The sequence below is a fragment of the uncultured Pontibacter sp. genome, assembly GCF_947499215.1.
In the GTDB taxonomy this organism is placed as follows: domain Bacteria; phylum Bacteroidota; class Bacteroidia; order Cytophagales; family Hymenobacteraceae; genus Pontibacter.
Window position 1 is genome coordinate 643,331 of the sequence record NZ_CANMNI010000001.1, and the last position, 22,766, is coordinate 666,096.

Here is a 22,766-nt window from a genome sequence, read left to right on the forward strand (position 1 = left end):
CTAGGCGAATGATTTCCCTTTCTAAAATGGGGAATTATCCGACACATAGGTATGGCCCTATTATGGCCTTAAAATCAATAAAAGAAGGGGACTGGAATTCCCACAGATAATAAGCAACGGGTGCAGTGGAGACGCCCGGCCCTATTCAGGGATAAAAGGTCTCCGATGTAGAACTTAACACACATATAACTATGGAACGACAAACTGTAATTGGTATTTTTAAAGAAGGTATAGACGCACAGGCCGCCGTGCAAAAACTAGAGAGCACGCAGCACATTGGCCGTGATAAAGTAGATATAGCGCATCCTGCTTCTGCCAAGCATGTAGGAGGTAGCACAAGCAACAAAGACAACGACGGCGTAAGCGGTTTCTTTGGATCACTGTTTGGCACAAATGACGACGCTAACAAACACACACAGGCCGCTCGCAAAGGCTGGGTGGTAACTGTACACGCTGATTCCCGCCAGCAGGCTGAGAAAGCCGCCGAAGTGCTAGATTCATGTGGCGCTGTGGATGTAGATGAGCATGCGGCACAAACCAATCCGCAGGCTGGTACTGCCAGACCACCTCAAGGAACGGCACAGCCTAGAACAGGCCAAACCGGCAACACGGATCAGACTATTCCGATTATGGAAGAGCGCATGAACGTTGGTAAGCGCGAAGTGGAGCGTGGCGGTGTGCGCATGAGAAGCCGCATCGTGGAGCGCCCAGTAGAAGAGCACCTGCGTCTGCGTGAGGAACATGTTGACGTTGAACGCAACAAGGTAAACCGACCAGCCACAGACCGCGACTTCCAGAACTTTAAGGAAGGCGAGATCAATATCACTGAACGCGCTGAGGTGCCTGTAGTAAACAAAGAGGCCCGCGTAGTGGAAGAGGTGAAGATCAACAAGCATACAGAACAGCGCGACGAGACCGTTCGAGGTACGGTGCGCAAAACTGATGTGGACATTGACAAACTAGACAAAGACAAAGACCTTCGTAACCCGGACAACAAACCCGGCAATCCTAGAAATATCTAGGAAGAAGCTTTGTAGATAATGCAAGAGGCGGCCATCATATGGCTGCCTCTTGTTGTTTAGCGGAAAGAGTTGAGCGAGCATAGCACTGCCTTGCGCTCAGAAAACAAACTATCCCCCACCACACGCGTAAAATTTGAAATTGATAAGGCAACACTAGCCAATGAATTAAACAGCCATACCCCCTAAACATGAGCAAGAAATCAGACAAACTTAAATCCGAATTTGATGAGAAACTTCGCGACAGCCACACCACCAGTCCCCAAGAGGAACGGGACATACAGGATGAATATGGCCGTGATGAGCGCGAAAAGCTGGATGTAGATATAGAGTACGCGAAGACCATACCTGTCATTGAAGAGCAAGTGCATGTGGACAAGGAGATAAGGGAAACCGGCCAAGTGCGTATTTCAAAAGATGTGCACCGGGAAGACGTGTCGCTGGACCTGCCTATCATACATGAAGAGGCGGAGATAGAGCGTGTCGAAATAAACCAGTACGTGGACACTCCACCCCCTCCAGTGCGCTACGAAGGCGACAAAATGATCATACCGGTGCTGAAGGAAGTACTAGTAGTTGAAAAGCGCATACTGGTGGTGGAGGAACTACACATAACGAAGCACCGCACCGAAGAGCACGATAGCCAGCAAATAGAATTGCGCCGTGAGGAAATCCGTGTGGAACGCAGGCGAGCTAATCCCAACGATCCCGGACACAGGTAGTGTACTTGAAGAGTTTCAACCATAAAACCGGACAGGTATAAAATAAATAGTTCCACGGCGCGTTATAGGCTTAACGAATCCATCAATGCATACGGGTCCGACTGCTATCCAAAGTGGTCGGACCTGTTTGCTTTATCATGCTAAAAACGCGCTTATTGTTAGCTTAGCGCCTTCCGCCTCCTATCACCTCGGAATGTGGATAACCCCCAAAATCGTGGATAAAAATATCCTGCGCCGGGCGTGGAACATCATACGTTCTGTACAAAAAACTGTATCTTTGTAAAAGTTCTATACCCGAAACGGGCTAACAGATTAAAAACGGCATACTATGGAAATAACGTATTACGGACAGTCCTGCTTTCTTTTTAAGATCGGTGAGCACCGCATTCTATTCGACCCGTTCATCTCCCCGAATGAGTTGGCTTCGCATATAGACGTTGACAAAATTGAGGCGAACTACATCCTGCTCTCACACGGCCACCAAGACCATGTACACGACGCGGAGCGCATCGCCAAGAATAATTTTGCCACTATTGTAGCCTCTTTTGAGATTGCGACTTGGTACGAGGACAAAGGTATAGAGAGTACCCACCCCATGAACATCGGCGGCAAGGTGACCCTGCCGTTCGGCACCGTGAAGATGGTTAATGCCGTGCATTCCAGTGTGTTGCCGGATGGAACCTACGCTGGCGTCGCAGCCGGATTTGTGGTGGAAACAGAGAATCAGACATTTTATTTTGCCGGCGATACGGCCCTTACCTACGACATGAAGCTTATTCCGGAGCAGTTTGATCTGGATTTTGCCCTGTTGCCGATCGGCGACAACTTCACCATGGACATCCACGATGCCTTGGTGGCAGCTGACTTTGTGCAGGTAGACAAGGTGATCGGCATGCATTACGACACCTTCCCTTACATCAAAATAGACCATGAGGAAGTGAAGGAAGTAGCGCAGATGGCCGGCAAGGAACTAATATTGATGGAGATAGGTCAGACTATAAACCTATAATTTTTAGATGGGAAAAATAATAGCGGTTGCAAATCAAAAAGGTGGCGTAGGCAAGACCACCACAGCCATAAACTTGGCTGCGAGCCTGGCAGCCCTCGAATATAAGACATTACTGGTTGACGCAGACCCGCAGGCAAACGCCACGTCGGGCCTCGGCTTCGACCCGGCCAGCATCACGACCAGCATTTACGAGTGCATGGTAGAGGATGTAACCATTCAGGACATCATCCTGAACTCACCAAACATTGCGTTTCTGGACCTGATTCCGTCGCATATCGACTTGGTGGGTGCCGAGGTGGAGATGATTAACGTGCCGAACCGGGAGGAGAAAATGCGCGAGGCGCTGGCTCCGCTCAAGGAGGTATACGACTTCATCATCATCGACTGCTCCCCTTCCTTGGGTTTGATTACGGTGAACTCGCTGACGGCGGCAGATTCCGTGATCATACCGGTGCAGTGCGAGTATTTCGCTTTGGAGGGCTTGGGCAAGCTCCTGAACACGATCAAGATTATACAGTCGCGACTGAACACGGAATTGGCTATTGAGGGTATTCTGCTGACGATGTATGATGTGCGTCTGCGACTGAGCAACCAAGTAGTGGAAGAGGTGAAAACGCACTTCCAGCAGATGGTGTTCGATACGATCATCCCAAGAAACGTGAAGTTGAGTGAGTCTCCTAGCTTTGGTATACCTGCCTTGCTGCATGACGCAGAGAGCAAGGGTGCCATGAGCTACCTGAACCTCGCCCGTGAGATAGCAGAGAAGAACAGCGTTGCGCTGGCGAAATAACCTAGTATTACATGTCCGATAACAAGAAACCAGTACCAACACGCAAAGGTGGCCTCGGCAGAGGCTTGGGCTCTCTTTTGGAGGGTAACAAGTATACCGGTAAAACTGAGTCTTCCACACTTAACGAAGTCAATACCATCGCAGATATAGCCATAGACCAGATCCAGACGAACCCCTACCAGCCCCGCACGCATTTTGATCAAACGGCACTGGAGGAACTGGCTGAGTCCATCAAAATTCAGGGCATCATTCAGCCCATCACGGTTCGGCAGCTAGATCAGAACACGTACCAGCTGATATCGGGTGAGCGCCGTTATCAGGCCTCCAAAATGGCCGGCCTGACGTCCATACCCGCCTACATCCGCAAGGCCGATGACCAGCAGATGCTGGAAATGGCCCTGATCGAGAACATTCAGCGTGAAAACCTGAACGCGATCGAGATCGCCCTCTCCTACCAGCGTCTGCTCACCGAGTGCAGCCTGAAGCAGGAGGAACTGGGTGACCGTGTGGGTAAAAAGCGCACGACGGTAACCAACTACCTGCGCCTGCTCAAGTTGCCGCCGGATATTCAGATCGCCCTGCGAGACAACGTGATCAGCATGGGCCACGCCCGCGCCCTCATCAACATTGACACGATCGAGAAGCAGTTGGAGATCTTTAAAAAGGTGGTAGCTGAAGAACTCTCGGTGCGCAAGGTGGAGGAGCTGGTTCGCAACGTGCAGAATGCCAGCAAGAAGCCTGACATGCAACAAAAACTGATGTTCAACAAGTATGATGATGAGTTAAAGGGAGTTGAGAAACGCCTGTCGTCCCAGTTCGGCACCAAGATTCTGGTGAAGGCGAACAACGAGGGCAAAGGCGAAATCAAGATTCCGTTTGTGTCTGTGGATGAGTTGAACCGCATTTTAGAAATTCTGAATTACTAATTCGATAGCATGAGGATAGCACCGGGCATTGCGTTCTTTCTGGTAGGGCTGGCATTCCAGTTCCTAGCTCCGCAGGCGCATGGACAGGTTATTACCACCAGTCCGGACTCGGTGTTGGTGCTTACGCCGGAGGCAGACACAGTGAACCAAGAGAAACAGTTCTTTTTGAGCGGTTTCAAAAATCTGGGCAGACCCGGCCGTGCCGCCGTTTTCTCGGCTGTCGTGCCCGGCTTGGGCCAAATTTATAATGGCGCGTGGTGGAAAGTTCCGATCATCTACGCTACAGGCGGTGTCATTGGCTACTTCATTGTCGACAACCACAATAATTACAAAGACTTTGAGCAAGCATTGGAGCAGCGACTAGACCCCAATGCCACCGATAAGTACGTCGACCACCGCTACTATGGCACAGCTTGGCCTGCCGGTACCCGTAACCTAGGCTTAAGCCGTGACTTTTACCGCCGCAACCGGGATATGTCGATCATTATCGGAGTGGTGGCTTATACCTTGAACATTGCAGAGGCCTATGTGCACGGGCACATGCGCGATTTCGACGTAGGCGATAACCTGAGCCTGCGGGTGCAGCCCGACATGTTCCGCACTCCCACCGCAAATACCCTGACGCCGGGCCTTACCCTTACTTTATACACGAGAACTAAATGAGAATCCTATTGATTGGCTATGGCAAAATGGGCAAAACCATTGAGCAGATGGCCTTAGCCAAAGGCCACCAGATAGCCGGCACCATTGACTACACCAACGCAGAAACACTGAACAGTTACACCTCCGAAAATGCGGACGTAGCTATTGAGTTCACCCACCCGGAAGCTGCTTTCGGAAACATTTCCTACTGTCTGCGCCAAGGTATACCGGTGGTTTCCGGTTCCACAGGCTGGCTGGACAAATATGAGGAAGCCGTAAGACTTTGCGAAGAAAACAAAGGCGCTTTCTTCTATGCCTCCAATTATAGCGTGGGCGTTAATTTGTTTTTCCATTTTAACGAATATATTGCCGCTAAAATGCAGGCCTACAAGGAGTATCAGGTTTCGATCCGGGAGATACACCACTTGCAGAAAGTAGACAAACCTAGCGGTACGGGTATAACCACCGCCGAAGGTATACTGTCCAGCTACCCTAGCTTAAGCGGCTGGGCTGCTGATGACGACTCGGACAAGGCCAAACTGAATATTATTTCGGAGCGTGAGCCGGAAGTGGTGGGCACCCACATCGTGACCTACGAATCGGAAGTGGACAAGATAGAACTGGGCCACATTGCCCACAGCCGCGCCGGCTTTGCCGAAGGCGCCCTAATGGCAGCCGAGTGGCTCAAAGACCGTCAAGGCGTGTATGGCATGAAAGACATGCTTAACCTGTAGTTACAAAACGCTTTATACATGAAAGTAAAGTTTTGGGAGAAGAAGCCCGCTAACAGAGCGCCAAAAAAGAAGAAGAGCTTTGCGCGTGAGTGGGGCGACGCCATTCTGTTTGCCGTTATAGCGGCGAGTTTAATACGTTGGGCAACGTTTGAGGCCTATACTATCCCGACGCCTTCGATGGAGAAGTCGTTGCTGGTAGGGGATTTCCTATTTGTGAGCAAACTGCACTACGGTCCGCGCACGCCGATCACGCCGCTGCAGGTACCGCTCACACACCAGACCATCTGGGGCACGAATATCCCCTCCTACTCCGATGCCATACAGCTGCAGTCTTACCGCCTGCCGGGCTTTTCGGAGGTACAGCGCAACGATGTGGTGGTGTTTAATTACCCACCGGAGGAGCACCATCCGGCTGACCTGCGCACCAACTACATCAAGCGCTGCATTGGTATAGCAGGCGACTCCCTCGAGATCCGAGAGATGCAGGTATACATCAATGGCAAACCTGCTGAAAATCCCGGAAAGATGCAGTACAAGTACTTCCTGTCTACGGACCAGCGCTTGGCTGAGAAGTTCTTCTTGGAACGCGACATCACCGACGTGATCCAGTGGCAGGGCGGCTACATCATAGATACTTCACCAGAGAAAGTGCAGGAACTTGCTAAGCTTGACTTCATCAAAGAGGCCATGCTGCTGAAAGACGAAGCCGGAAAAGGCGACGCGGAGGTGTTCCCGCACGTGCCGAGCAAGTACGAGTGGAACAAGGACAATTTTGGTCCGCTGTACATTCCGAAAGAAGGCGCTACAGTAGCTATTACGCCTGAAACACTGCCTTTCTATGAGAAGGTGATCCTAGGTTATGAGCGCAACGAAAACGCCGAGGTGCGCGATGGGAAGCTGTACATGGATGGCGCAGAAGCCACGTCGTATACCTTTAAGCAGGATTACTACTTCATGATGGGCGACAACCGCCACAATTCCCTCGACTCCCGCTACTGGGGCTTCGTCCCTGCCGACCACATCGTAGGCAAGGCCGTGATGATCTGGATGTCCACCGATCCGTACGGCGGCTTCTTGGACAAGATTAGATGGAATAGACTGTTTAAGTCGATTGAGTAAGGTATAGATTATAGAAAATGAAACCGCCAGTTCTGTGAGGAGCTGGCGGTTTTTTGTTTTGGGTACTGATGAGTAATAGCTGAAATATTATATATTTGGTATAATATATAGCGAGTTTTATCGTAATCTATAACTTTAACTCCACACATAATGCAGATAGTGGGAGTAGATACTCCTGCTAGCAGATAGTTATCTAAAATAGGGAATCAATGAAAAATCTTTACCTCTTGCTCTTTCTGTTTTTACTTTCATGTCAGCAAAAAGAGCTGGAAAGCGGTAATGAAGATGAATTTAATTATAAAGTAGTACCTCGACATTTTGGTGAACCATTACCAAATGACCCATACCTCATGGCATTGTACGAGAAGAATAAGTTAAAAAATGGTGACTGGTATAGAGCAAAAGTTTTCCTAGAAAAATTCGAATTCCCTCCTGAATATTCTGACAGTACAATCATAAAATTCTTTCATGGTAGGGCTTCATATAAAGACATAGTGGATGGTAAAGGCATAAATGCTGTTGTTAGGAATGATACAGGATATGTAAAATTTCAGGCTTTTGAACCAGATCTAGCAAAAGGTGATTCAGTGCAAAAATTGTGGGAAGCGGTAATAATTAATCCTGCATTACCTGATAGTATTACCTTTACTGTTGTATTAGACTATATAGTATATGGCAGGTAGAACAAATTTAGATAACCACACCTTTACTGTAGCTACGCCACAGCAAAGCCCAGTACGTTAGACCTCTATTCACCTTATAGTCTTTAAGTTTTTAACGATTTATTATTCATTAAGAGATGAATACGACACCTGAGCATGATGAACGCATGGCCAATTTGACTTTTGCCTCGGTATATCCGCACTATTTGGCAAAGGTTGAAAAGAAAGGCAGAACGAAAGAAGAACTGCATCAGGTAATTACTTGGCTAACCGGTTTCAACAACCAAGAACTGCAGGAACTGATTGACGAGAAAACGACGTTCGCCGACTTTTTTACAAGAGCTAATCTAAACCAGAATGCTCACCTCATAACCGGGGTTATTTGTGGCTATCGTATTGAGGAAATTGAAAACCCCTTAACCAAACAAGTGAGATATTTAGACAAACTGGTGGACGAACTGGCAAAAGGTAAAAAGATGGAGAAAATACTAAGAGATGTATAAAAAGAGCAAATACCCAATATTTTGAAACTCTAAAACCATGAAAAAAAACCTTTTAAACTTCACCCTATACCTGCTCCTCCCATTTCTCACCCTATCCTGCTCCAACAACATGAACCCAACTGCCAGTAAACCCCAAAACGGCCAGCAAGTAATCGAGACTATGTACAGCTACTGGGAAAACAAATGGTACCCGAACTTTGCTTTCGATCAGCGGGCTATCTTTTACACAGATGATCAGGTAAGTAAAGAAGAGGTATGGCAGGAAATCTACAGTTATCCATCTAACCTGCACATCCGCTTCGACGGCTTTGAGACCGGCAACGGCATTATCTACCACCAAGACACGCTGTATACCTTCAAAGAGGGCAAGCAGGTAAATAAGCAATACTCCATCCACCCGCTGGTGCTGTTGAGTTTTGATGTATACTTCTTCTCCCCCGCCACGACCATCAGCAAAGCACAGGAGCTGAACTTTGACCTGAGCAAACTCACTGAAACCAAGTGGCAGGGCCGCGACACCTATGTGATCGGCACCACAGACCCGAATGACAACACCAGTAACCAGTTCTGGGTGGACAAAGAGAATCTATGGGTGGTGCGCGTCATCACCAATAACAAAGGCGTAGCCCGTGACGTGGAAATGAAAAACTACAAGCAGGTTGAAGGCAGTTGGGTAGCCACGGAAATTTTATTTAAGAACAACGGCAAGCTATTCCTTAGAGAGGAGTATTTCAACATCTCTTTTCCTGAAAAAGTAGACCCAAGCTGGTTTGATCCGGCGCAGTTTGCAACTGCAAACTGGAAGTAATAGGTTTCATGGCGCGAGCGTCGACGCTCGCGCCAGTTACCGAGAGGTTACCAGTCAATCGGCTCTTTCCCCTGCGCCTTCAGGTACTCATTGGCCTTGCTGAAGTGGCGGGTGCCAAAGAAGCCGCGATCGGCGGCGAAGGGCGATGGGTGAGCGGCTTTGAGGACGAGGTGCTTGCTTTCGTCTATAAAAGCGCCTTTCTTTTGGGCATAGGCTCCCCAAAGCATAAATACCACCCCTTCCTTCAGATCATTCACTTTGCGCACCACCGCGTCTGTAAACTCCTCCCAGCCCTTTTTCTGGTGGGATCCGGCATCGGAGGCGCGTACGGTAAGCGTCGCATTTAGCAATAATACCCCCTGCTCTGCCCAGCGTTCCAGATTGCCAGTTGCAGGCAAATCTTTTCCTAAATCACTTTTTATCTCTTTGAAAATATTAACCAGCGAGGGAGGTATACGCATCCCGTCTTTCACAGAAAAAGCCAATCCGTTGGCCTGATTGGGCCCATGGTAAGGGTCTTGCCCTAAAATAACCACTTTTACAGCATCAAAGGGACACTTCTCGAAAGCATTGAAAATCTGGTTGCCCGGCGGGTAAACTTTTTGGCTCGTGTATTCGTCTTTAACAAATGACACAAGGTTTTTGAAATAGGGCTTTTCAAATTCGTCTTGTAACACATTTTGCCAGCTTTCTTCTATCTTTACATTCATGATTTGTGGGGATGGTCTTAAGCATTCTGGAATTTGTTTTCAGGAAATAGAACGGCTTTACCTGAAACAGATTCTAATTATACAAAAAACTCTGTAACATGGATACAAAAACTACAGAAGGGGTAAAAGTAACGGTTACGACCAATTACCTCCCAGATTACTCCAGTCCGGTACAGCAGCACTATGTATTCGCTTATAAGATCAGCATAGAAAATAACAGTGAGTTCACGGTGAAGCTATTGCGTCGCCACTGGTACATACATGACGCCACCGGCACCATGCGCGAAGTGGAAGGCGAAGGCGTGGTGGGCCAGCAGCCCGTGTTGGAGCCCGGCGAGTCGCATGAATACGTATCTGGCTGCAACCTCAAAACAGGTATGGGCAAAATGCGCGGCACCTACCTGATGGAGCGCATGGTCGACGGCAAGCAGTTCCATGTTACCATACCTGAGTTCTCGCTCATCGTACCGTATAAGTTAAATTGATTATTGATTGTTAATTGCTGATTGATGAATCAGCTATAACTGTTTGATTATTGATGGTTGAATTGCTTAATTGTTGAAACGATTATACCTTTAATTCGCAGATTCAAACGGCCCTAGTATATCAAATGCTGTTTCGTACTGAGAAAAAAAAAAATCGACAACCAACAATTAACAATTTAAGCATTGCTCCCCTTCCACCTTGCAGCCCATTACCTGCTTTACCGACTAAAGGCATTTAAGCTGCACGGCGTACATTCCCCTTTTGTATTTGACCTTTACCAGAATGTGATCCTGCACGATGGGGATTACTATGCCTACCCGCAGATAGAGGATATGCGGGCATCGCTGTTATTCGACGACCGGACGATAGAAGTAACCGATTTTGGGGCCGGACCAAAAGCCGGGCTGAAGAAAAAACGAAAAATAAGCTACATCGCCCGCACCTCGGCCAAGCCTCCCAAGTATGCGCAGCTGCTTTTCAGGCTGGTAAGTCATTTCAGACCCAACACTGTTTTCGATCTTGGAACCTCACTCGGCCTGACCACCTCCTACCTTGCCAAAGGCAATGAGCAGGCCACTGTCTATACCTTTGAAGGGTGCCCGGCCATCGCCGCCGAGGCACATGACACTTTCGAAAAGCTAAATCTGCAAAATGTGAAGCAAGTGATAGGCAACTTAGACGAAACGTTGGCTGCGCAGCTTAAAAAGGTTGATCAACTGGATTTTGTGTTTTTTGACGGAAACCACCGTTATGAGCCAACTATGCGCTATTTTGAAGCCTGCCTCAGCAAGCATCATGAACTCAGCGTGTTCGTGCTGGACGACCTCTACTGGTCGGCAGAGATGAATAAGGCGTGGCAGGAAATTAAAAAGCACCCGCAGGTAATGCAGACGATCGACCTGTTCTATGTGGGGCTGGTATTTTTCCGGAAAACGCAGCCTAAAGAGAACTTTACGCTACTCTATTAATGCTGCCCTTATTCTATTTTTAGAAAATGATCTCTGACTGGCAAACAGCAAGAGATCATTTCTCCTAATTCCTAATTAAGCGCCACCGCCCTAGTCGTTCTCCCGGATTACCTGCGCTTCCCAACCGTCATACACACCATTATGCGCCTCAGCCAGCTGATAAAGCGCCAACGTACTGGCATGCACTGCCTCTTCATCCAAGGTCTCTACTTTCGAGACAACCAAGCTATAGGGCGCCTCCGGACTTTTCTCGTTTTCTCCCTCCTGCACTAAGGTGTAACCTTGCGCCTCCACCTCCTTCCGCAAAGCAGTTCTGTCGGCCTCGCTGGCTAAGTAGAAGAAATGGGAAATAGGACGAGGAATGTGCTGCTCGTCTCCCTGCTCCTGCATCATGCGCATTACTCTACCGTTTTTGATGCTCTGCATGTCAGCTGGCTCCGGGAACAGGAAATTCAGGTATAAATCCCAGTTAGGATCTTCGAGGTTGTTGGTGGCGTATGTATAGTCCGGGAATTGCTGCATGATATTGGCGGCAATCACATCGGGCAGGGCCTCCTGTTCTGTGTAGAAGTAGAAGTTGCGCTTGCCGTCGTGCAGCAGCTTGCCCACAAATGCCGCTTGCAGCGAGTTCTCAAACTCCTGCACAAAGGCCTCTTCTATTTCCTCCAACTTCTCCCACTCCGCTTCTTCTGCCGGAAATCCATCCTGATCAGCCGCTTGCAGTGCCACCACAATCTCAAAAGCGCGGCGCTTGTCAGGTATAGGCGCCAATGATTCGAAGCCGAGATCCACGCTCACACACGCTGGACGGTCATCAATGTCGCAGAAATAAACTTCCCACTCAGGGGTATAGGCAGGTATAGACATGGGCTAGGTATAAAATAAACAAGAAGCGTATCAACCGTTGTCGATACGCTTCTTGTATACGATTTTCTGTTGTTTAGCGTATGGCTTGGCGGATACGGATCAGTTTCTCCAGCAGTCCTTCCAGCTGGTCGAGTGGCAGCATGTTGGCACCGTCTGACTTGGCTACGGATGGCTGCGGGTGCGTTTCGATGAACAGACCGTCGGCACCAACGGCAATGGCCGCCTTAGCGATCGTCTCGATCAGGGCCGGCTTGCCACCGGTTACGCCCGAGCTTTGGTTCGGCTGCTGCAGCGAATGGGTTACGTCCATCACCACTGGAGCGCCTGTTGTTTGCATTTCCGGCAAATTACGGAAGTCCACCACCATATCGGAATAGCCGAAGCTGTTGCCACGGTCTGTCAAGATCACCTTGTCATTGCCCGACTCGCGTACCTTGTCCACTGCAAAGCGCATGGCCTCACCCGAAAGGAACTGGCCCTTCTTGATGTTCACTACCTTGCCTGTCTGGGCTGCCGCTACGAGCAGGTCCGTCTGACGGCATAGGAAAGCCGGGATCTGGAGCACGTCCACATATTCAGCGGCCATGGCAGCCTCGTGGCTTTCATGGATGTCGGTTACAGTAGGTATATCAAAGGTCTGGCTCACCTTCTGCAGAATGCGCAACGCTTTTTCATCGCCTATACCTGTAAAGGAGTCGAGGCGGGAGCGGTTGGCTTTGCGGTAAGAGCCTTTGAAAATAAGTGGAATCTCCAGTTTATCGGTGATGGTTACGAGGCGCTCTGCTATCTGCAGGGCCATTTCCTCACCCTCTATGGCGCAAGGACCAGCCATCAAAAAAAAGTTGCCGGAGGCGGTATGTTTTAGTTTTGGTATTTCGAACATAATTGGATGCTTAGTTAAATGCCTTTCGGCCTGCAAATTTAGTCAGATGACGGCGAAATAGGAATTAAATTGTGAATTGTTAGTTGCTGATTATTTGGTGCACGATTCGCACAGGTCGCGACCTGTCCCTACAAAATCATTCCCTCCCAAGACTCAGAACTCAGAATTCGGGACTCTCCAACCTCCTCAATTCTATAAACAGTTCTCTACCCTGCCGTGGCGGAATGGAATTGTAGGCGGTTTCGAAGTGCAGGAACTCGAAATAGGGCTCGAAGTAGGTGCGGTACTCTTCGCGACTGCCGCCGAAGGGAGGGCCTTGGTGCTCAAACTTTGTGTCGAAGAGCAGGCCGACCAGTTTGCCGCCGGATGCCAGTAGCTCGGCGCATTTACGGGCGTAAGCTGCACGGTCTGCTGGGTTAATCGCGCAGAAAAATGTCTGCTCCACGATCAGATCGAAAGGGCCTTTTAAATCAAAGAAATTCTGTAGCAGCAGCTGATCTTTGGGGAAGTCCGGGACACGCGTAGCGAACTGTTGCAGAGGCGCTTCCGCCACATCAGCCACATAGGTATGGACAAAGCCTTTTTTGAAAAGATACTCCGCCTCATAAGCATTGCCGCAGCCCGGAACCAGTATGCGCTGTCCGGTGTTAGGCATCTGATCGAAATAATCTTGCAAGGGAGTCGTTATACCCCCAACGTCCCAGCCGGTCTGGCCGTTTTGATAGCGGCTTTGCCAGTAGTCGGCGTTAAAATCTTGATTCATCTTGTATGATAATAGCGCAAAAGTCTTATATTTGGAACTTGCAAAAGCACTTTTCCAGACCGTAAACCCAATTTTATGAGCCCACTGGAACAAAAAGACACCCAAAACCATAATCAGCCCATGAACTCCTCTGAAAAAAGAAGCAACCGTAAGCTTTTGATAAGTGGCCTACTCGTCATCCTGATCAGCATTAACGGCATCCTGCTCTACATGAACTATCAGAAGAAAGAGAAAAATGAAGAGCAAGCTGAAGTTATCCGGGTTAAAGATAAAGAACTGGAGAACCAGATAAAAGTTTACGAAGCCCTGAAGGCCGACTTCGAGCGCCAAAGCCAAGAGTTGCAGGCCATGGGCTTGGAAAACGACTCGCTCGAGGCGCAGATAGCTTCCATTTCTTCTGACCTGACCGAGCTGCGCGGTTTCCGCAAAAGCAGCTACAGTCTTGCTGACCAGCGCCGCTTCCGCGACCGTGCACAGGCTTTTGAGCAGCAACTGAAAGTAAAAGACGAGCAGATCGCCAGCCTGAAGCAGGACAACGAAGTGCTCTTCACAGAGAATACCTCTCTCAAAACCACGCAGAACCGCCTCAGCGACAGCCTCACGACGATGAAGTCGACAAACCAGTCTCTGGTGGAGAAAGTGAAAGTGGCTTCCAGACTGGAGGCACAGCGTTTGAACATCAACGTTGTGAACAAGCGCGGCAGAGAGCTGGACGATAAAGACAACGAGTTCCGCGCCAAAAACGCAGAGAAGATCCGCGTTTCTTTCAATCTGGCCAAAAACGACGTTGCGCCGCGTGAGCCTAAGACGATCTACATGCGTTTGATCGAGCCAGATGGCGCTGCCCTATACAACCTTTCTACCGGCTCAGGTTCGTTTGAGATCGACGGTGAGGACATGTATTACACTGCCAAGCGCGACATCGTGTTCGACAATACAGGACAGCAGGTGAGTTTCGTATACGCCAAGAACGCAGAGTATAAGAAAGGCCAGCATACCATTGAGCTGTATGCTGACGGCTACCTGATCGGATCAACTAACTTCGTTCTGAAATAGATTTAAACCCTAATAGAAAAGCCCCGGCCATTTGGTCGGGGCTTTTTTTGTGCCTCTTCCGCTGAGGTATGGCCATAAAAAAAACCCTATCCTGAGGAAAGGGTTTTAGTCCATCGTTCACATGAAATTCTCTAACGCAGGCGTCAGAAATTAATCAACAAGAATCTTTTACTCGACCAGTATGTGCTTGCGGTCTTGTATTACTTTAAAGCTCTCCACCATCCTCACCGACTCGTGCACATCCTCAGTGAAGATGGCCACAAAGGCGCCTTCTTCGGCGTTTTCGAGTGCGTGGGCGATGGCGCGCATTTCTTCCGGTATCACCTTCACCTGTATGTGCGGTGCCACCTCTTCTATCCCCTGCATCATGGGCAGGGTTATCTCTTCGGCTGATTTGCCTCTCAGGTCATTGTCTAAGCGAATAATCACCTCGTCGAAAATCTCGCCGGCAACACGGCCCAGTTCATAGAAATCCTGCGTTCTGCGGTCGCCTACCCCAGCCACGATGCCAATTTTGCGCGTCACCTCCAAGTCCTCCATAAAGCCGCCTATGGCCTTCAGACCGCCCACGTTGTGTGCGTAGTCCACCAGCACCTCGAAGTTCGGGAACTGGAATAGGTTCATGCGGCCAGGCGTTTTGGCCGGTGAAGGTATAAAGGTGCGCAGGGCACGCTTGATATCGTCTATGTCAAAGTGCGATACATAGCCGGCCAGTGCTGCGGCCAGTATGTTCTCAATGTTAAATTTAGCTCTTCCGCCAAATGTCAGCGGCACGTCGGCCACCCTGTCAATCCGGATCTTGTAGCTGTTTTTGAAGATAGAGATATACCCGTTCTCAAAAACTGCCGCCAGTCCGCCTTTGGCAATGTGCTTGAGTATGCGCGGATTGTTCTCGTCCATACTGAAGAACGCCACCTTGCACTGTAATCCTTCGGCCATTGCGTATACCAGATCATCGTCGGCGTTCAGTATCGCATACCCGTCCTTGCTTACGCTTTTCGGGATCACGGACTTCACTTTGGCCAGATCCTCCAAGGTATGGATGTCGCGCAGACCCAAGTGGTCGGAGCTCACGTTGGTCACAATGCCGATGTCGCACTGATCAAAGCCAAGCCCTGAGCGAAGCAAGCCGCCGCGGGCGCATTCCAGTACCGCAAAATTCACGGTCGGGTCCTTGAGCACGAACTGTGCGCTGTAAGCCCCTGTTGTATCGCCTTTCTCGAGCAGCTTGTCCTGAATGTAAATGCCGTCGGTGGTCGTATACCCTACCTGATAACCCTTGCTCTTCACCATGTGGGCGATGAGGCGGGTTGTCGTGGTCTTTCCATTCGTACCTGACACGGCCACGATCGGAATACGGGCCGGTTTGGTATGCGGAAACAGCATGTCGATCACCGGCTCGGCCACGTTGCGGGGCAGTCCGTAAGTGGGCGAAATGTGCATCCGGAAACCCGGGGCAGCATTCACTTCCAGCACAGCGCCACCGGCTTCGTTCAGCGGTATGGCAATGTCAGTGGTCATCACGTCGATGCCGCATACATCCAGCCCCACTATCCCCGCGATACGCTCGGCCATCAGTACGTTGTAAGGATCCACTAAGTCAGTAACGTCAGTTGCGGTGCCTCCAGTACTTATGTTAGCCGTACTTTTTAGGTATAGCACCTCCCCTTCAGGCAGAACCGACTGAGTAGTAAGGTTTTTGGCCTTTAAAATATTTTGTGTGTGCTTGTCAATATTTATGCGCGTGAGTGCTTTTTCGTGCCCGACCCCACGTCTCGGGTCCTTGTTCTCCCGGTCCACCAGCTGTTTGATCGTGCAGACGCCATCACCAGTCACCATAGCCGGTGTGCGCATGGCAGCAGCCACGAACTTCTTGTTGATCACCAGCAGGCGAAAATCGAAGCCCTGAATGAAGCGCTCCACCAGCACAGCCTCCGAATACTTCTGAGCGGCGGCGAGGCCTTTGAGGGCATCCTTCCAGTTGGTGATATTAATGGTAGCGCCTTTGCCGTGGTTGCCGTCCAGCGGCTTCAGCACGAGTGGGTAGCCCAGTTTGTCAACGGCGCGCTTCAATTCCTCTTGGTCGTACACCGTGGTGCCTTTGGCCACAGGTATACCAGCTTCGTCGAGCAGCTCTTTGGTAGCGTTTTTGTCGCCGGCTATCTCCACGGCGAAGCAGGCGGTGCCGCAGGTCATGGTGGCCTGTATACGCTTCTGGTTCACGCCATAGCCCAGTTGTATGAGTGAGTGACGGTTGAGCCGGATGTAAGGTATGTTGCGGCTTGCGGCTTCCGATACAATGGAATATGTGCTCGGCCCGAAATACTCATCCTCCCGGATCTGGTGCAGACGGTCGATGTCTTCGTCCAGTTTATACTTCTCGCCTTTTATCAGGGCCTCGGTGATGCGCAGCGCGGCATGAGCGGCGTACTCTCCGGCCCTTTCCTCTTGGTAAGAGTAAATAGCGAACTGTGTGCCCTGCTCGTGAGCCATGTAGCAGCGGCCGAAACCACTCTCCATACCTGCCATGGTTTGCAGTTCGAGGGCGATGTGCTGCACCACGTGGCCAAAGGTAGTACCTTCCTCCACCAACTTAAAAAAGCCGCCAGCCACGCCTTCGGTGGCACGGTGGTTATACATATCCGGGAAAAGACGTTTTAAGCGGTTTGCAAAACCGGGCACCTCGTGGGTAAGGGTATCAGCCAGCTCTTCTAAGGCCAACTTCAGTACAATAATTTTTGGGTGTTCAACAGACCAGTAATTCGGTCCGCGCATAATGCGCAAGTCTGTAATCTTCATGGGATTGGGTAAGAAGCTTGTATCGCCTGTCAAATATTATGTAGGGAATGAAGAATTTGCAATCATGTAATGTCTGCTTGCAATACGATTTAGCTTTACAAAAGATATAGCCGCTGCGAAAAAAGAAACAATTTTAAGCGGATGATTTAGAGAATTTTTTAATCAAAAGCGAGGCCTCGATTGAGTGGACAGGTATAGCCAGTCTAATGTGCTGGCAAAAAAAATCGGCCGGTCAGAAATCTGACCGGCCGATTAAGGTGAGGTAACGAGCGGATTCGAACCGCTGTAGCAGCTTTTGCAGAGCTGAGCCTAGCCACTCGGCCACGTTACCCTGATTGGAGTGCAAATATAAGCAGAGATGTATGCTTGTCAAACTATACACCTATATTTTTTAGTCGCTACAAGGTATAGCGCTAATTCTAAGGGCATTATTTTTTGTTCCGGCTTATTTTGGAAGCGGAGCCCCTACAGGTACGGCACAATCGTGGCCCGGCTGTCCGTGCGGCGGGTTGGTGCCTGCTGCCACCGAACCGGATGGTTGCGGCTGGAATGTTGGCTGTGGTGATGTCAGTCTAGGCTGGGCCGGCAAGTTGAGCGGTGCGCCTACCTCGATATCGCAACGGTGACCGGGCTGGCCGTGTTCCGGATTCAGGGCCACATCGCCAGATGGAGCAGCCGTAGCAGCATTGTTCGTATTAGCCGGCAGGTTTGTGGTCGGGCTGTTCGTATTGCTCGTCTTGCTCTCTCCGTCAGAACAGGCGGTAAAGCCGATCAGGGCGGCGGCCAGCAACAGGTTAAAGGTGGTTTTCATGTAAAATTTCTATAAGGTATATGTCGCTAGCCAATCCCGCCGTACCGAGGAAGAACCGGAGCGCTTTTGTTACAACCGACAAGCTACCAAAAAGGTGCCGCAAAAACAAAAGTCACACGACAGACGACTACATCTGCCTGCTCAAAAACTATTGGCATCATCCATAACTTTATGCCCTCATTCAAGGTATATTCTGAAAAACCACTATATCATTAGCCAACCCGCAGCAGGACTTGATCAGATCGTGCGCCTTTAAGCATCAACTGAGCCGTCCTGTAAACTAGGCACTAAACTTTGACGGTAACACATTATATACTCTGGCCGTAACAGCCAGTTAGCAACAATGCAGGAGACGAAGCTATGCCTCCTCTCAGTTGCAGTTGATTACAATTATGAACAGACTTCTATTCTTAGACGCATTAAGGGGTATTGCCGCACTCTCTGTAGCCCTTTTCCATTATACCTCCGTGTACCGCAGCCTTTACGGACACACCTTCTCCCCCGCCTTCGATTTCGATTATGGCCTGTTTGGGGTGGAGCTTTTCTTTATGATCAGCGGCTTTGTAATCTTTTTCAGCTTCGACCGAATCAAGAGCGGCGGGGAGTTCCTCTTTAACCGGGGCATCCGCCTCTACCCTACTTACTGGTTCAGCATGCTCACCACGTTTGTGGTGGTGCAAAGCTTCGGACTGCCCGGCTTCGAGACCACGTTTACCGACATGCTCGTGAACCTGACCATGTTCCAAAAGCTGGCCCGCGTGCCCGATGTAGACGGGGTATACTGGTCGCTGTTTTCGGAGTGGATGTTTTACCTGATGATGCTGGCCCTGTTTATGACCAATAACCTGAAGCGCATCCTGTGGGTTGGGCCGGTATGGGTGCTGCTGAGCCTCGTGCATAAGTATGCCTTTAGTTTCGGGCCAGTAGGTGCGGTGCTTAACCTGTACCACGGCGTGTTCTTTTATGCGGGTATCCTTTTCTACCTGCTGCGCAAAAATCCGGAGAAGCAGCCTATCATTATGGGGCACCTGCTCTTCTCCATCCTCGCCATACTTGCCCTATACCTGCCGGAAGGCCTGCCGCATACCTTGGTGGTGATCAGCTTCTTTGGTCTTTTTTATCTGGGCTTTCAGGGCAAGTTGGAGTTCTTGGTAAACAAGGTGCTGCTATTCTTAGGCAGTATTTCCTATGCGCTATACCTGATCCACCAGTTTATCGGCTATGTGATCATCAATGAGACCAAACACTTTTTCGGAGACAGCCTGTTGGTGATTATACCGCCCTTGGTTATTTCGCTCACTGCCGCTTGGCTTATTACCACTTACGTCGAAAAACCCGCTGTAAGCCGTCTTAAGACTTGGTATAAGCAACGGTCAGGGCATGCTTTGCCACAGGAGAAGAAAGTGCCTGTCAGCGGTTTTGCCAAGCCGGAAACCGCGCCTACGAAATAGGTATAGCAGCTCTGATTTAGGCCTTAACTTGGGTATAGGCAACAGCTATTTCCGCTCCCAAGCGGGCATTGTGCTTAATAAGCGTGATGTTAGCTTCTAGGCTTTCTCCCTGACTATGCTCTGCGATATACTTTAAGAGAAAAGGTGTAACCGCTTTGCCCTTGACATGCTGCTGTGCGGCGGCGTGCAAGGCTTGGGTGATATACCATTCCATTTCTGGTGCCGGCACTTCGTACTTTTCAGGTATAGGATTGGCAATTAGTACCGCTCCTTCCAGTCCCAGTTCCCATTTGGTGCGCAACAGATCGGCAATAGCCTGCGGAGCGTCTAGTCGCAAGGGAGAAGGGAAACCGCTCTGGCGGGAGTAAAAGCTCGGAAAGGCATCCTGCCCCAAAGTAACCACAGGTATACCTTTCGTTTCGAGGTACTCCAGTGTCAGCCCAATATCCAGTATCGACTTCACACCAGCAGAAACCACAGCCACGGAGGTCTGCCCCATTTCCGTCAGGTCGGCCGATATATCCATCGTAGTCTCAGCGCCGCGATGCACGCCGCCAATTCCACCGGTTACAAAGACCCGTATACCTGCCATGGCGGCAAGGCGCATGGTCGCAGCCACTGTAGTAGCGCCGTCCAGCTGCTGGCTGATGACATAAGGCATATCCACCAGACTCACTTTCCAGACGTCCTTGGCTTGGCCCAGATGCTCTATTTGTTGCTCTGTAAGCCCAACACAGCATTTACCTTTCAAGATCGCAATGGTCGCAGGTATAGCGCCCGCTTCCCGCACCACCCCCTCGACCTCTAAGGCCGTCTGCACGTTCTGCGGGTACGGCATGCCATGCGCGATGATGGTAGACTCCAGCGCCACGACAGGTTTTCCTTGGGTTAGGGCTTGCTGGACTTCGGGATGTATTTCTAGGAAGGGGCTCATGGGATGATCCAGTTCTCTTGCTGTACTTAAAGGGCTCGTGTAAGAGGCGCCAAGGCCATCGACCGTAGCTGGTATTTACACAATGTTTGGACTAAGTTTTTCTTCTTTGAAGTTTGCTTAATAAATGTCTCTAAAGTCCCCTAACCAAGAATTAACTTAGGGTCCAACTTAGCAGTACTAAGGATAAGCTCATAGGCTTTAAGAAAATCATTGAGTTTTCTTCTGTCGGTATCGTGGTTAGGCGTATTTACCTGATAGGAGATAGATGACCCGAGCGTTCCAAAGATGATGGAACAAGCTTCTCCATCCAACACAGTAGGGTGTGGCCCGCCGATAATTTCTGCCTGTTTGATACCCTGTATGGCGTTAACAAGCTCGCTGAATTGCCCAGCCGTTATGATTATTTCCTTGTCGATGGATTTGGCGGGGTCTATTTGCCGAAGAGAGACTGATTCCACCTTCAACCTGTACGTATTGTCAGAATTGGGGTGTATGATAACTTTTACCTCAGCATTCACCGGTTTGGCCGCGGTGCTATATACCAAGTTTATGAATTTAATGTCTTGGCTTTGTGCTGTTAGTGACATTACTATTAAGAATGCTATAGAGAGTGCAGCTCTAATTTTTAATCGGCTATCCATTTTATTCAAATATTAAGAATCAGTTTATAAAATTTAGATCCACGGATTGTATAGAAGGCGAACGAGGCGTAGCCTAAGTGTGGCTTATATGTCTTGTTGCCATAAATTTTATTATTTTCAACTACTTTAGAATCTCTACATACTATTATTCAAACTCCACCAGCCAATAATTTCGGCAGCAATTTTTTCTACATCTTTTAAATTTGGGGACAGCCCATAATTGACAGTTAGTTCACTATCTAAAACACGAGTGATTTTTCCCATGTCAGCCCCTTTGTATAAATAACTTAATATCTTATGATTTAAAGAGTCGAATTCGTCTTTTGGTGAACCAGGAATCAAGTCGCAAGAATTCAGAATTTTTCTTAACTCAAGAAACCTCTCTTGAAACTCTTTTTTTAATTCACTATTATTCATTTCAAATTAACGTCTTGTATAAAAGGCGTACGAGGCGTAGCCGAAGTATGACTTGTATACCTTGTTGGCATGTGCCTTTTTATTACTTCTGTTCCATATATAGATTCCAAAGCTCTTGCATTGGCACAGCCCTTCTGCTTACATTATTCAAATCCTTACCTTCTGCTGTCCAGAGAAAAGGGAAGAAATGGATGCCTTTCTTACCATCAACTTTTTTTACTTCTTCTCTCCAGTTTGTCCACCTTAGCCCTTCATAAAATTTGTCGATGTCACCTGCAAAACAAAAGGATATAAAATCAGAGTAACTTAATCCTAATGACTCCCACTCCAGATTGTCAGGCGAGAAGTAGTATACCTTGCCAATCTCTTCTTGCCCGAATGCTCCCGCATTTATGGCGAAGAAACCACCAAGCACATCATCAGCTACCAAAAGAAATGAGGGCTGCTCTCCTTCATTCGTATAAGACTTTCCCCTGTTCCACTCCATGATGCTTCTGTCAAGCTTCTCAGAACCTGAGCCTAAGATGCGTATCCAACCATCATCAACCAGTATTCCGCCAGATTCGTAAACGATTGCTCCCATCGGTGAGCGGGTAGTAACCTGCAACTGTAGCAGGGCGTTCTCCGCCTTCTGCTGTTGTTTAGGCAGAATTTCTACTTTGTTACTCGCTTCTTTTAAACAACCCTGCACTAAAGTCCATCCTGAGTCTTCTTTATTTATAAGCTCTGATAAAGGGCGAGAACTACTGCTCTGTGCATTAGCCATAGTTAAAGAAGATAAAAGCAAAAAGGTGGACACAACTATCTTTTTCAATTCATGTTTTAGGTTAATGCCAACTATCTGCTAGCAGGAGCACCTTCTCCCACTATCTGGACTATGTGTGGCATACAGTGTATTGGGTTGATTTCCAACCTCATCAACCTTTACCTCAAGCATAGCACAAAGCTAATATAGCAGATTTAGCTGGATTATTATTACCCGTAAGTTAGCAGCGAGAAAAATAGCCCTAAAAACAAAAAAGGCCCCGGATTGCTCCGGGGCCTTT

Annotated in this window: 25 protein-coding genes, 1 tRNA gene and 1 pseudogene; 16 read left to right on the forward strand and 11 right to left on the reverse strand. The window is 49.1% G+C overall.

Annotated elements, in window-relative coordinates; all coding sequences use genetic code 11:
- The first annotated feature begins 191 nt into the window (after positions 1–191).
- From Q1A04_RS02800 to Q1A04_RS02850, 12 genes and pseudogenes are all read left to right on the forward strand, one after another.
- The gene (locus tag Q1A04_RS02800) at positions 192–1,022 is read left to right on the forward strand and encodes a YsnF/AvaK domain-containing protein (protein ID WP_299700908.1); all 831 of its coding nucleotides are present in this window, start codon (positions 192–194) and stop codon (positions 1,020–1,022) included.
- Positions 1,023–1,030: 8 nt separating this feature from the next.
- A pseudogene (locus tag Q1A04_RS19015) lies at positions 1,031–1,105 on the forward strand (hypothetical protein); the annotation flags it as partial.
- Between the two features lie 105 nt (positions 1,106–1,210).
- Entirely contained in the window at positions 1,211–1,741 is a 531-nt protein-coding gene (locus tag Q1A04_RS02805) for a YsnF/AvaK domain-containing protein (RefSeq protein ID WP_299700910.1), read from the forward strand.
- 328 nt (positions 1,742–2,069) lie between these two features.
- The gene (locus Q1A04_RS02810; RefSeq protein ID WP_299700913.1) at positions 2,070–2,750 is read left to right on the forward strand and encodes a metal-dependent hydrolase; all 681 of its coding nucleotides are present in this window, start codon (positions 2,070–2,072) and stop codon (positions 2,748–2,750) included.
- A gap of 7 nt (positions 2,751–2,757) precedes the next feature.
- On the forward strand, positions 2,758–3,540 hold the full coding sequence (locus tag Q1A04_RS02815) for an AAA family ATPase (protein WP_299700916.1): 783 nt from the start codon (positions 2,758–2,760) through the stop codon (positions 3,538–3,540).
- An 11-nt stretch (positions 3,541–3,551) separates the two neighbouring features.
- Complete coding sequence (locus tag Q1A04_RS02820) at positions 3,552–4,466, forward strand: ParB/RepB/Spo0J family partition protein (protein ID WP_299700919.1); 915 nt, start codon at positions 3,552–3,554, stop codon at positions 4,464–4,466.
- Positions 4,467–4,475: 9 nt separating this feature from the next.
- Positions 4,476–5,129, forward strand: a complete 654-nt coding sequence (locus Q1A04_RS02825; RefSeq protein WP_299700922.1) for a DUF5683 domain-containing protein — start codon at positions 4,476–4,478, stop codon at positions 5,127–5,129.
- Positions 5,126–5,842, forward strand: a complete 717-nt coding sequence (gene dapB, locus Q1A04_RS02830; RefSeq protein ID WP_299700924.1) for a 4-hydroxy-tetrahydrodipicolinate reductase — start codon at positions 5,126–5,128, stop codon at positions 5,840–5,842. Before Q1A04_RS02825 ends, dapB begins: the two co-directional genes overlap by 4 nt.
- A gap of 18 nt (positions 5,843–5,860) precedes the next feature.
- Complete coding sequence (lepB, locus tag Q1A04_RS02835) at positions 5,861–6,961, forward strand: signal peptidase I (protein ID WP_299700927.1); 1,101 nt, start codon at positions 5,861–5,863, stop codon at positions 6,959–6,961.
- A gap of 209 nt (positions 6,962–7,170) precedes the next feature.
- Entirely contained in the window at positions 7,171–7,644 is a 474-nt protein-coding gene (locus tag Q1A04_RS02840) for a hypothetical protein (RefSeq protein ID WP_299700930.1), read from the forward strand.
- A gap of 116 nt (positions 7,645–7,760) precedes the next feature.
- Positions 7,761–8,126: a DUF2200 domain-containing protein gene (locus Q1A04_RS02845; protein ID WP_299700933.1), complete on the forward strand. Its 366-nt coding sequence runs from the start codon at positions 7,761–7,763 to the stop codon at positions 8,124–8,126.
- Positions 8,127–8,163: 37 nt separating this feature from the next.
- Positions 8,164–8,934 carry an outer membrane lipoprotein-sorting protein gene (locus tag Q1A04_RS02850; RefSeq protein WP_299700936.1) on the forward strand — a complete coding sequence of 257 codons (771 nt, stop codon included), beginning with the start codon at positions 8,164–8,166 and terminating at the stop codon, positions 8,932–8,934.
- 47 nt (positions 8,935–8,981) lie between these two features.
- On the opposite strand, the gene ung is transcribed toward Q1A04_RS02850, so the two are convergent.
- Positions 8,982–9,644: a uracil-DNA glycosylase gene (ung, locus tag Q1A04_RS02855; RefSeq protein ID WP_299700939.1), complete on the reverse strand. Its 663-nt coding sequence runs from the start codon at positions 9,642–9,644 to the stop codon at positions 8,982–8,984.
- A 98-nt stretch (positions 9,645–9,742) separates the two neighbouring features.
- Here ung and apaG point away from each other — a divergent pair, with 98 nt between their 5' ends.
- Together apaG and Q1A04_RS02865 are read left to right on the forward strand one after the other, a co-directional pair.
- Complete coding sequence (gene apaG, locus Q1A04_RS02860) at positions 9,743–10,129, forward strand: Co2+/Mg2+ efflux protein ApaG (RefSeq protein WP_299700942.1); 387 nt, start codon at positions 9,743–9,745, stop codon at positions 10,127–10,129.
- Positions 10,130–10,312: 183 nt separating this feature from the next.
- Positions 10,313–11,098 carry a class I SAM-dependent methyltransferase gene (locus tag Q1A04_RS02865; RefSeq protein ID WP_299700945.1) on the forward strand — a complete coding sequence of 262 codons (786 nt, stop codon included), beginning with the start codon at positions 10,313–10,315 and terminating at the stop codon, positions 11,096–11,098.
- A 90-nt stretch (positions 11,099–11,188) separates the two neighbouring features.
- Here the strand turns inward: Q1A04_RS02865 and Q1A04_RS02870 are convergent, their stop codons facing one another.
- From Q1A04_RS02870 to Q1A04_RS02880, 3 genes are all read right to left on the reverse strand, one after another.
- Positions 11,189–11,965 (reverse strand): DUF695 domain-containing protein, encoded by a 777-nt coding sequence (locus Q1A04_RS02870; RefSeq protein WP_299700948.1) that lies wholly within the window; start codon positions 11,963–11,965, stop codon positions 11,189–11,191.
- Between the two features lie 73 nt (positions 11,966–12,038).
- Positions 12,039–12,848, reverse strand: a complete 810-nt coding sequence (gene kdsA, locus Q1A04_RS02875) for a 3-deoxy-8-phosphooctulonate synthase (RefSeq protein WP_299700951.1) — start codon at positions 12,846–12,848, stop codon at positions 12,039–12,041.
- 160 nt (positions 12,849–13,008) lie between these two features.
- The gene (locus Q1A04_RS02880; protein WP_299700954.1) at positions 13,009–13,611 is read right to left on the reverse strand and encodes a methyltransferase; all 603 of its coding nucleotides are present in this window, start codon (positions 13,609–13,611) and stop codon (positions 13,009–13,011) included.
- A 75-nt stretch (positions 13,612–13,686) separates the two neighbouring features.
- Between Q1A04_RS02880 and Q1A04_RS02885 the strand changes: the two genes are divergently transcribed.
- On the forward strand, positions 13,687–14,667 hold the full coding sequence (locus tag Q1A04_RS02885; RefSeq protein WP_299700956.1) for a hypothetical protein: 981 nt from the start codon (positions 13,687–13,689) through the stop codon (positions 14,665–14,667).
- A gap of 168 nt (positions 14,668–14,835) precedes the next feature.
- Here the strand turns inward: Q1A04_RS02885 and cphA are convergent, their stop codons facing one another.
- The 3 genes from cphA to Q1A04_RS02900 all read right to left on the reverse strand — a co-directional run bounded on the left by cphA (position 14,836) and on the right by Q1A04_RS02900 (position 18,277).
- A complete protein-coding gene (gene cphA / locus Q1A04_RS02890) occupies positions 14,836–17,466 on the reverse strand; it encodes a cyanophycin synthetase (RefSeq protein WP_299700959.1) in 2,631 nt (876 codons plus the stop codon).
- A gap of 260 nt (positions 17,467–17,726) precedes the next feature.
- A tRNA-Cys gene (locus Q1A04_RS02895) sits at positions 17,727–17,797 on the reverse strand.
- Between the two features lie 114 nt (positions 17,798–17,911).
- Complete coding sequence (locus tag Q1A04_RS02900) at positions 17,912–18,277, reverse strand: hypothetical protein (protein ID WP_299700962.1); 366 nt, start codon at positions 18,275–18,277, stop codon at positions 17,912–17,914.
- Between the two features lie 392 nt (positions 18,278–18,669).
- Here Q1A04_RS02900 and Q1A04_RS02905 point away from each other — a divergent pair, with 392 nt between their 5' ends.
- Positions 18,670–19,728, forward strand: coding sequence for an acyltransferase (locus Q1A04_RS02905; protein ID WP_299700965.1), 1,059 nt, complete (start codon positions 18,670–18,672; stop codon positions 19,726–19,728).
- A 16-nt stretch (positions 19,729–19,744) separates the two neighbouring features.
- On the opposite strand, the gene Q1A04_RS02910 is transcribed toward Q1A04_RS02905, so the two are convergent.
- The 4 genes from Q1A04_RS02910 to Q1A04_RS02925 form a co-directional block, all read right to left on the reverse strand.
- The gene (locus Q1A04_RS02910) at positions 19,745–20,662 is read right to left on the reverse strand and encodes a pseudouridine-5'-phosphate glycosidase (protein ID WP_299700968.1); all 918 of its coding nucleotides are present in this window, start codon (positions 20,660–20,662) and stop codon (positions 19,745–19,747) included.
- Between the two features lie 140 nt (positions 20,663–20,802).
- Positions 20,803–21,249 carry a hypothetical protein gene (locus tag Q1A04_RS02915; RefSeq protein WP_299700971.1) on the reverse strand — a complete coding sequence of 149 codons (447 nt, stop codon included), beginning with the start codon at positions 21,247–21,249 and terminating at the stop codon, positions 20,803–20,805.
- Positions 21,250–21,438: 189 nt separating this feature from the next.
- Positions 21,439–21,720, reverse strand: a complete 282-nt coding sequence (locus Q1A04_RS02920) for a hypothetical protein (RefSeq protein ID WP_299700974.1) — start codon at positions 21,718–21,720, stop codon at positions 21,439–21,441.
- Positions 21,721–21,802: 82 nt separating this feature from the next.
- Entirely contained in the window at positions 21,803–22,534 is a 732-nt protein-coding gene (locus Q1A04_RS02925) for a DUF2625 domain-containing protein (protein WP_299700976.1), read from the reverse strand.
- Positions 22,535–22,766: the final 232 nt, after the last annotated feature.

Coding starts and splice junctions, on each gene's coding strand:
- Q1A04_RS02810 (WP_299700913.1), top strand. CDS start 2,070: ATGGAAATAACGTATTACGGACAGTCCTGCTTTCTTTTTAAGATCGGT.
- ung (WP_299700939.1), bottom strand. CDS start 9,644: ATGAATGTAAAGATAGAAGAAAGCTGGCAAAATGTGTTACAAGACGAA.
- Q1A04_RS02845 (WP_299700933.1), top strand. CDS start 7,761: ATGAATACGACACCTGAGCATGATGAACGCATGGCCAATTTGACTTTT.
- Q1A04_RS02910 (WP_299700968.1), bottom strand. CDS start 20,662: ATGAGCCCCTTCCTAGAAATACATCCCGAAGTCCAGCAAGCCCTAACC.
- Q1A04_RS02900 (WP_299700962.1), bottom strand. CDS start 18,277: ATGAAAACCACCTTTAACCTGTTGCTGGCCGCCGCCCTGATCGGCTTT.
- Q1A04_RS02915 (WP_299700971.1), bottom strand. CDS start 21,249: ATGTCACTAACAGCACAAAGCCAAGACATTAAATTCATAAACTTGGTA.
- apaG (WP_299700942.1), top strand. CDS start 9,743: ATGGATACAAAAACTACAGAAGGGGTAAAAGTAACGGTTACGACCAAT.
- Q1A04_RS02800 (WP_299700908.1), top strand. CDS start 192: ATGGAACGACAAACTGTAATTGGTATTTTTAAAGAAGGTATAGACGCA.
- Q1A04_RS02840 (WP_299700930.1), top strand. CDS start 7,171: ATGAAAAATCTTTACCTCTTGCTCTTTCTGTTTTTACTTTCATGTCAG.
- Q1A04_RS02820 (WP_299700919.1), top strand. CDS start 3,552: ATGTCCGATAACAAGAAACCAGTACCAACACGCAAAGGTGGCCTCGGC.
- Q1A04_RS02880 (WP_299700954.1), bottom strand. CDS start 13,611: ATGAATCAAGATTTTAACGCCGACTACTGGCAAAGCCGCTATCAAAAC.
- Q1A04_RS02850 (WP_299700936.1), top strand. CDS start 8,164: ATGAAAAAAAACCTTTTAAACTTCACCCTATACCTGCTCCTCCCATTT.
- Q1A04_RS02920 (WP_299700974.1), bottom strand. CDS start 21,720: ATGAATAATAGTGAATTAAAAAAAGAGTTTCAAGAGAGGTTTCTTGAG.
- kdsA (WP_299700951.1), bottom strand. CDS start 12,848: ATGTTCGAAATACCAAAACTAAAACATACCGCCTCCGGCAACTTTTTT.
- Q1A04_RS02885 (WP_299700956.1), top strand. CDS start 13,687: ATGAGCCCACTGGAACAAAAAGACACCCAAAACCATAATCAGCCCATG.
- Q1A04_RS02870 (WP_299700948.1), bottom strand. CDS start 11,965: ATGTCTATACCTGCCTATACCCCTGAGTGGGAAGTTTATTTCTGCGAC.
- dapB (WP_299700924.1), top strand. CDS start 5,126: ATGAGAATCCTATTGATTGGCTATGGCAAAATGGGCAAAACCATTGAG.
- Q1A04_RS02825 (WP_299700922.1), top strand. CDS start 4,476: ATGAGGATAGCACCGGGCATTGCGTTCTTTCTGGTAGGGCTGGCATTC.
- Q1A04_RS02805 (WP_299700910.1), top strand. CDS start 1,211: ATGAGCAAGAAATCAGACAAACTTAAATCCGAATTTGATGAGAAACTT.
- cphA (WP_299700959.1), bottom strand. CDS start 17,466: ATGAAGATTACAGACTTGCGCATTATGCGCGGACCGAATTACTGGTCT.
- Q1A04_RS02905 (WP_299700965.1), top strand. CDS start 18,670: ATGAACAGACTTCTATTCTTAGACGCATTAAGGGGTATTGCCGCACTC.
- Q1A04_RS02815 (WP_299700916.1), top strand. CDS start 2,758: ATGGGAAAAATAATAGCGGTTGCAAATCAAAAAGGTGGCGTAGGCAAG.
- lepB (WP_299700927.1), top strand. CDS start 5,861: ATGAAAGTAAAGTTTTGGGAGAAGAAGCCCGCTAACAGAGCGCCAAAA.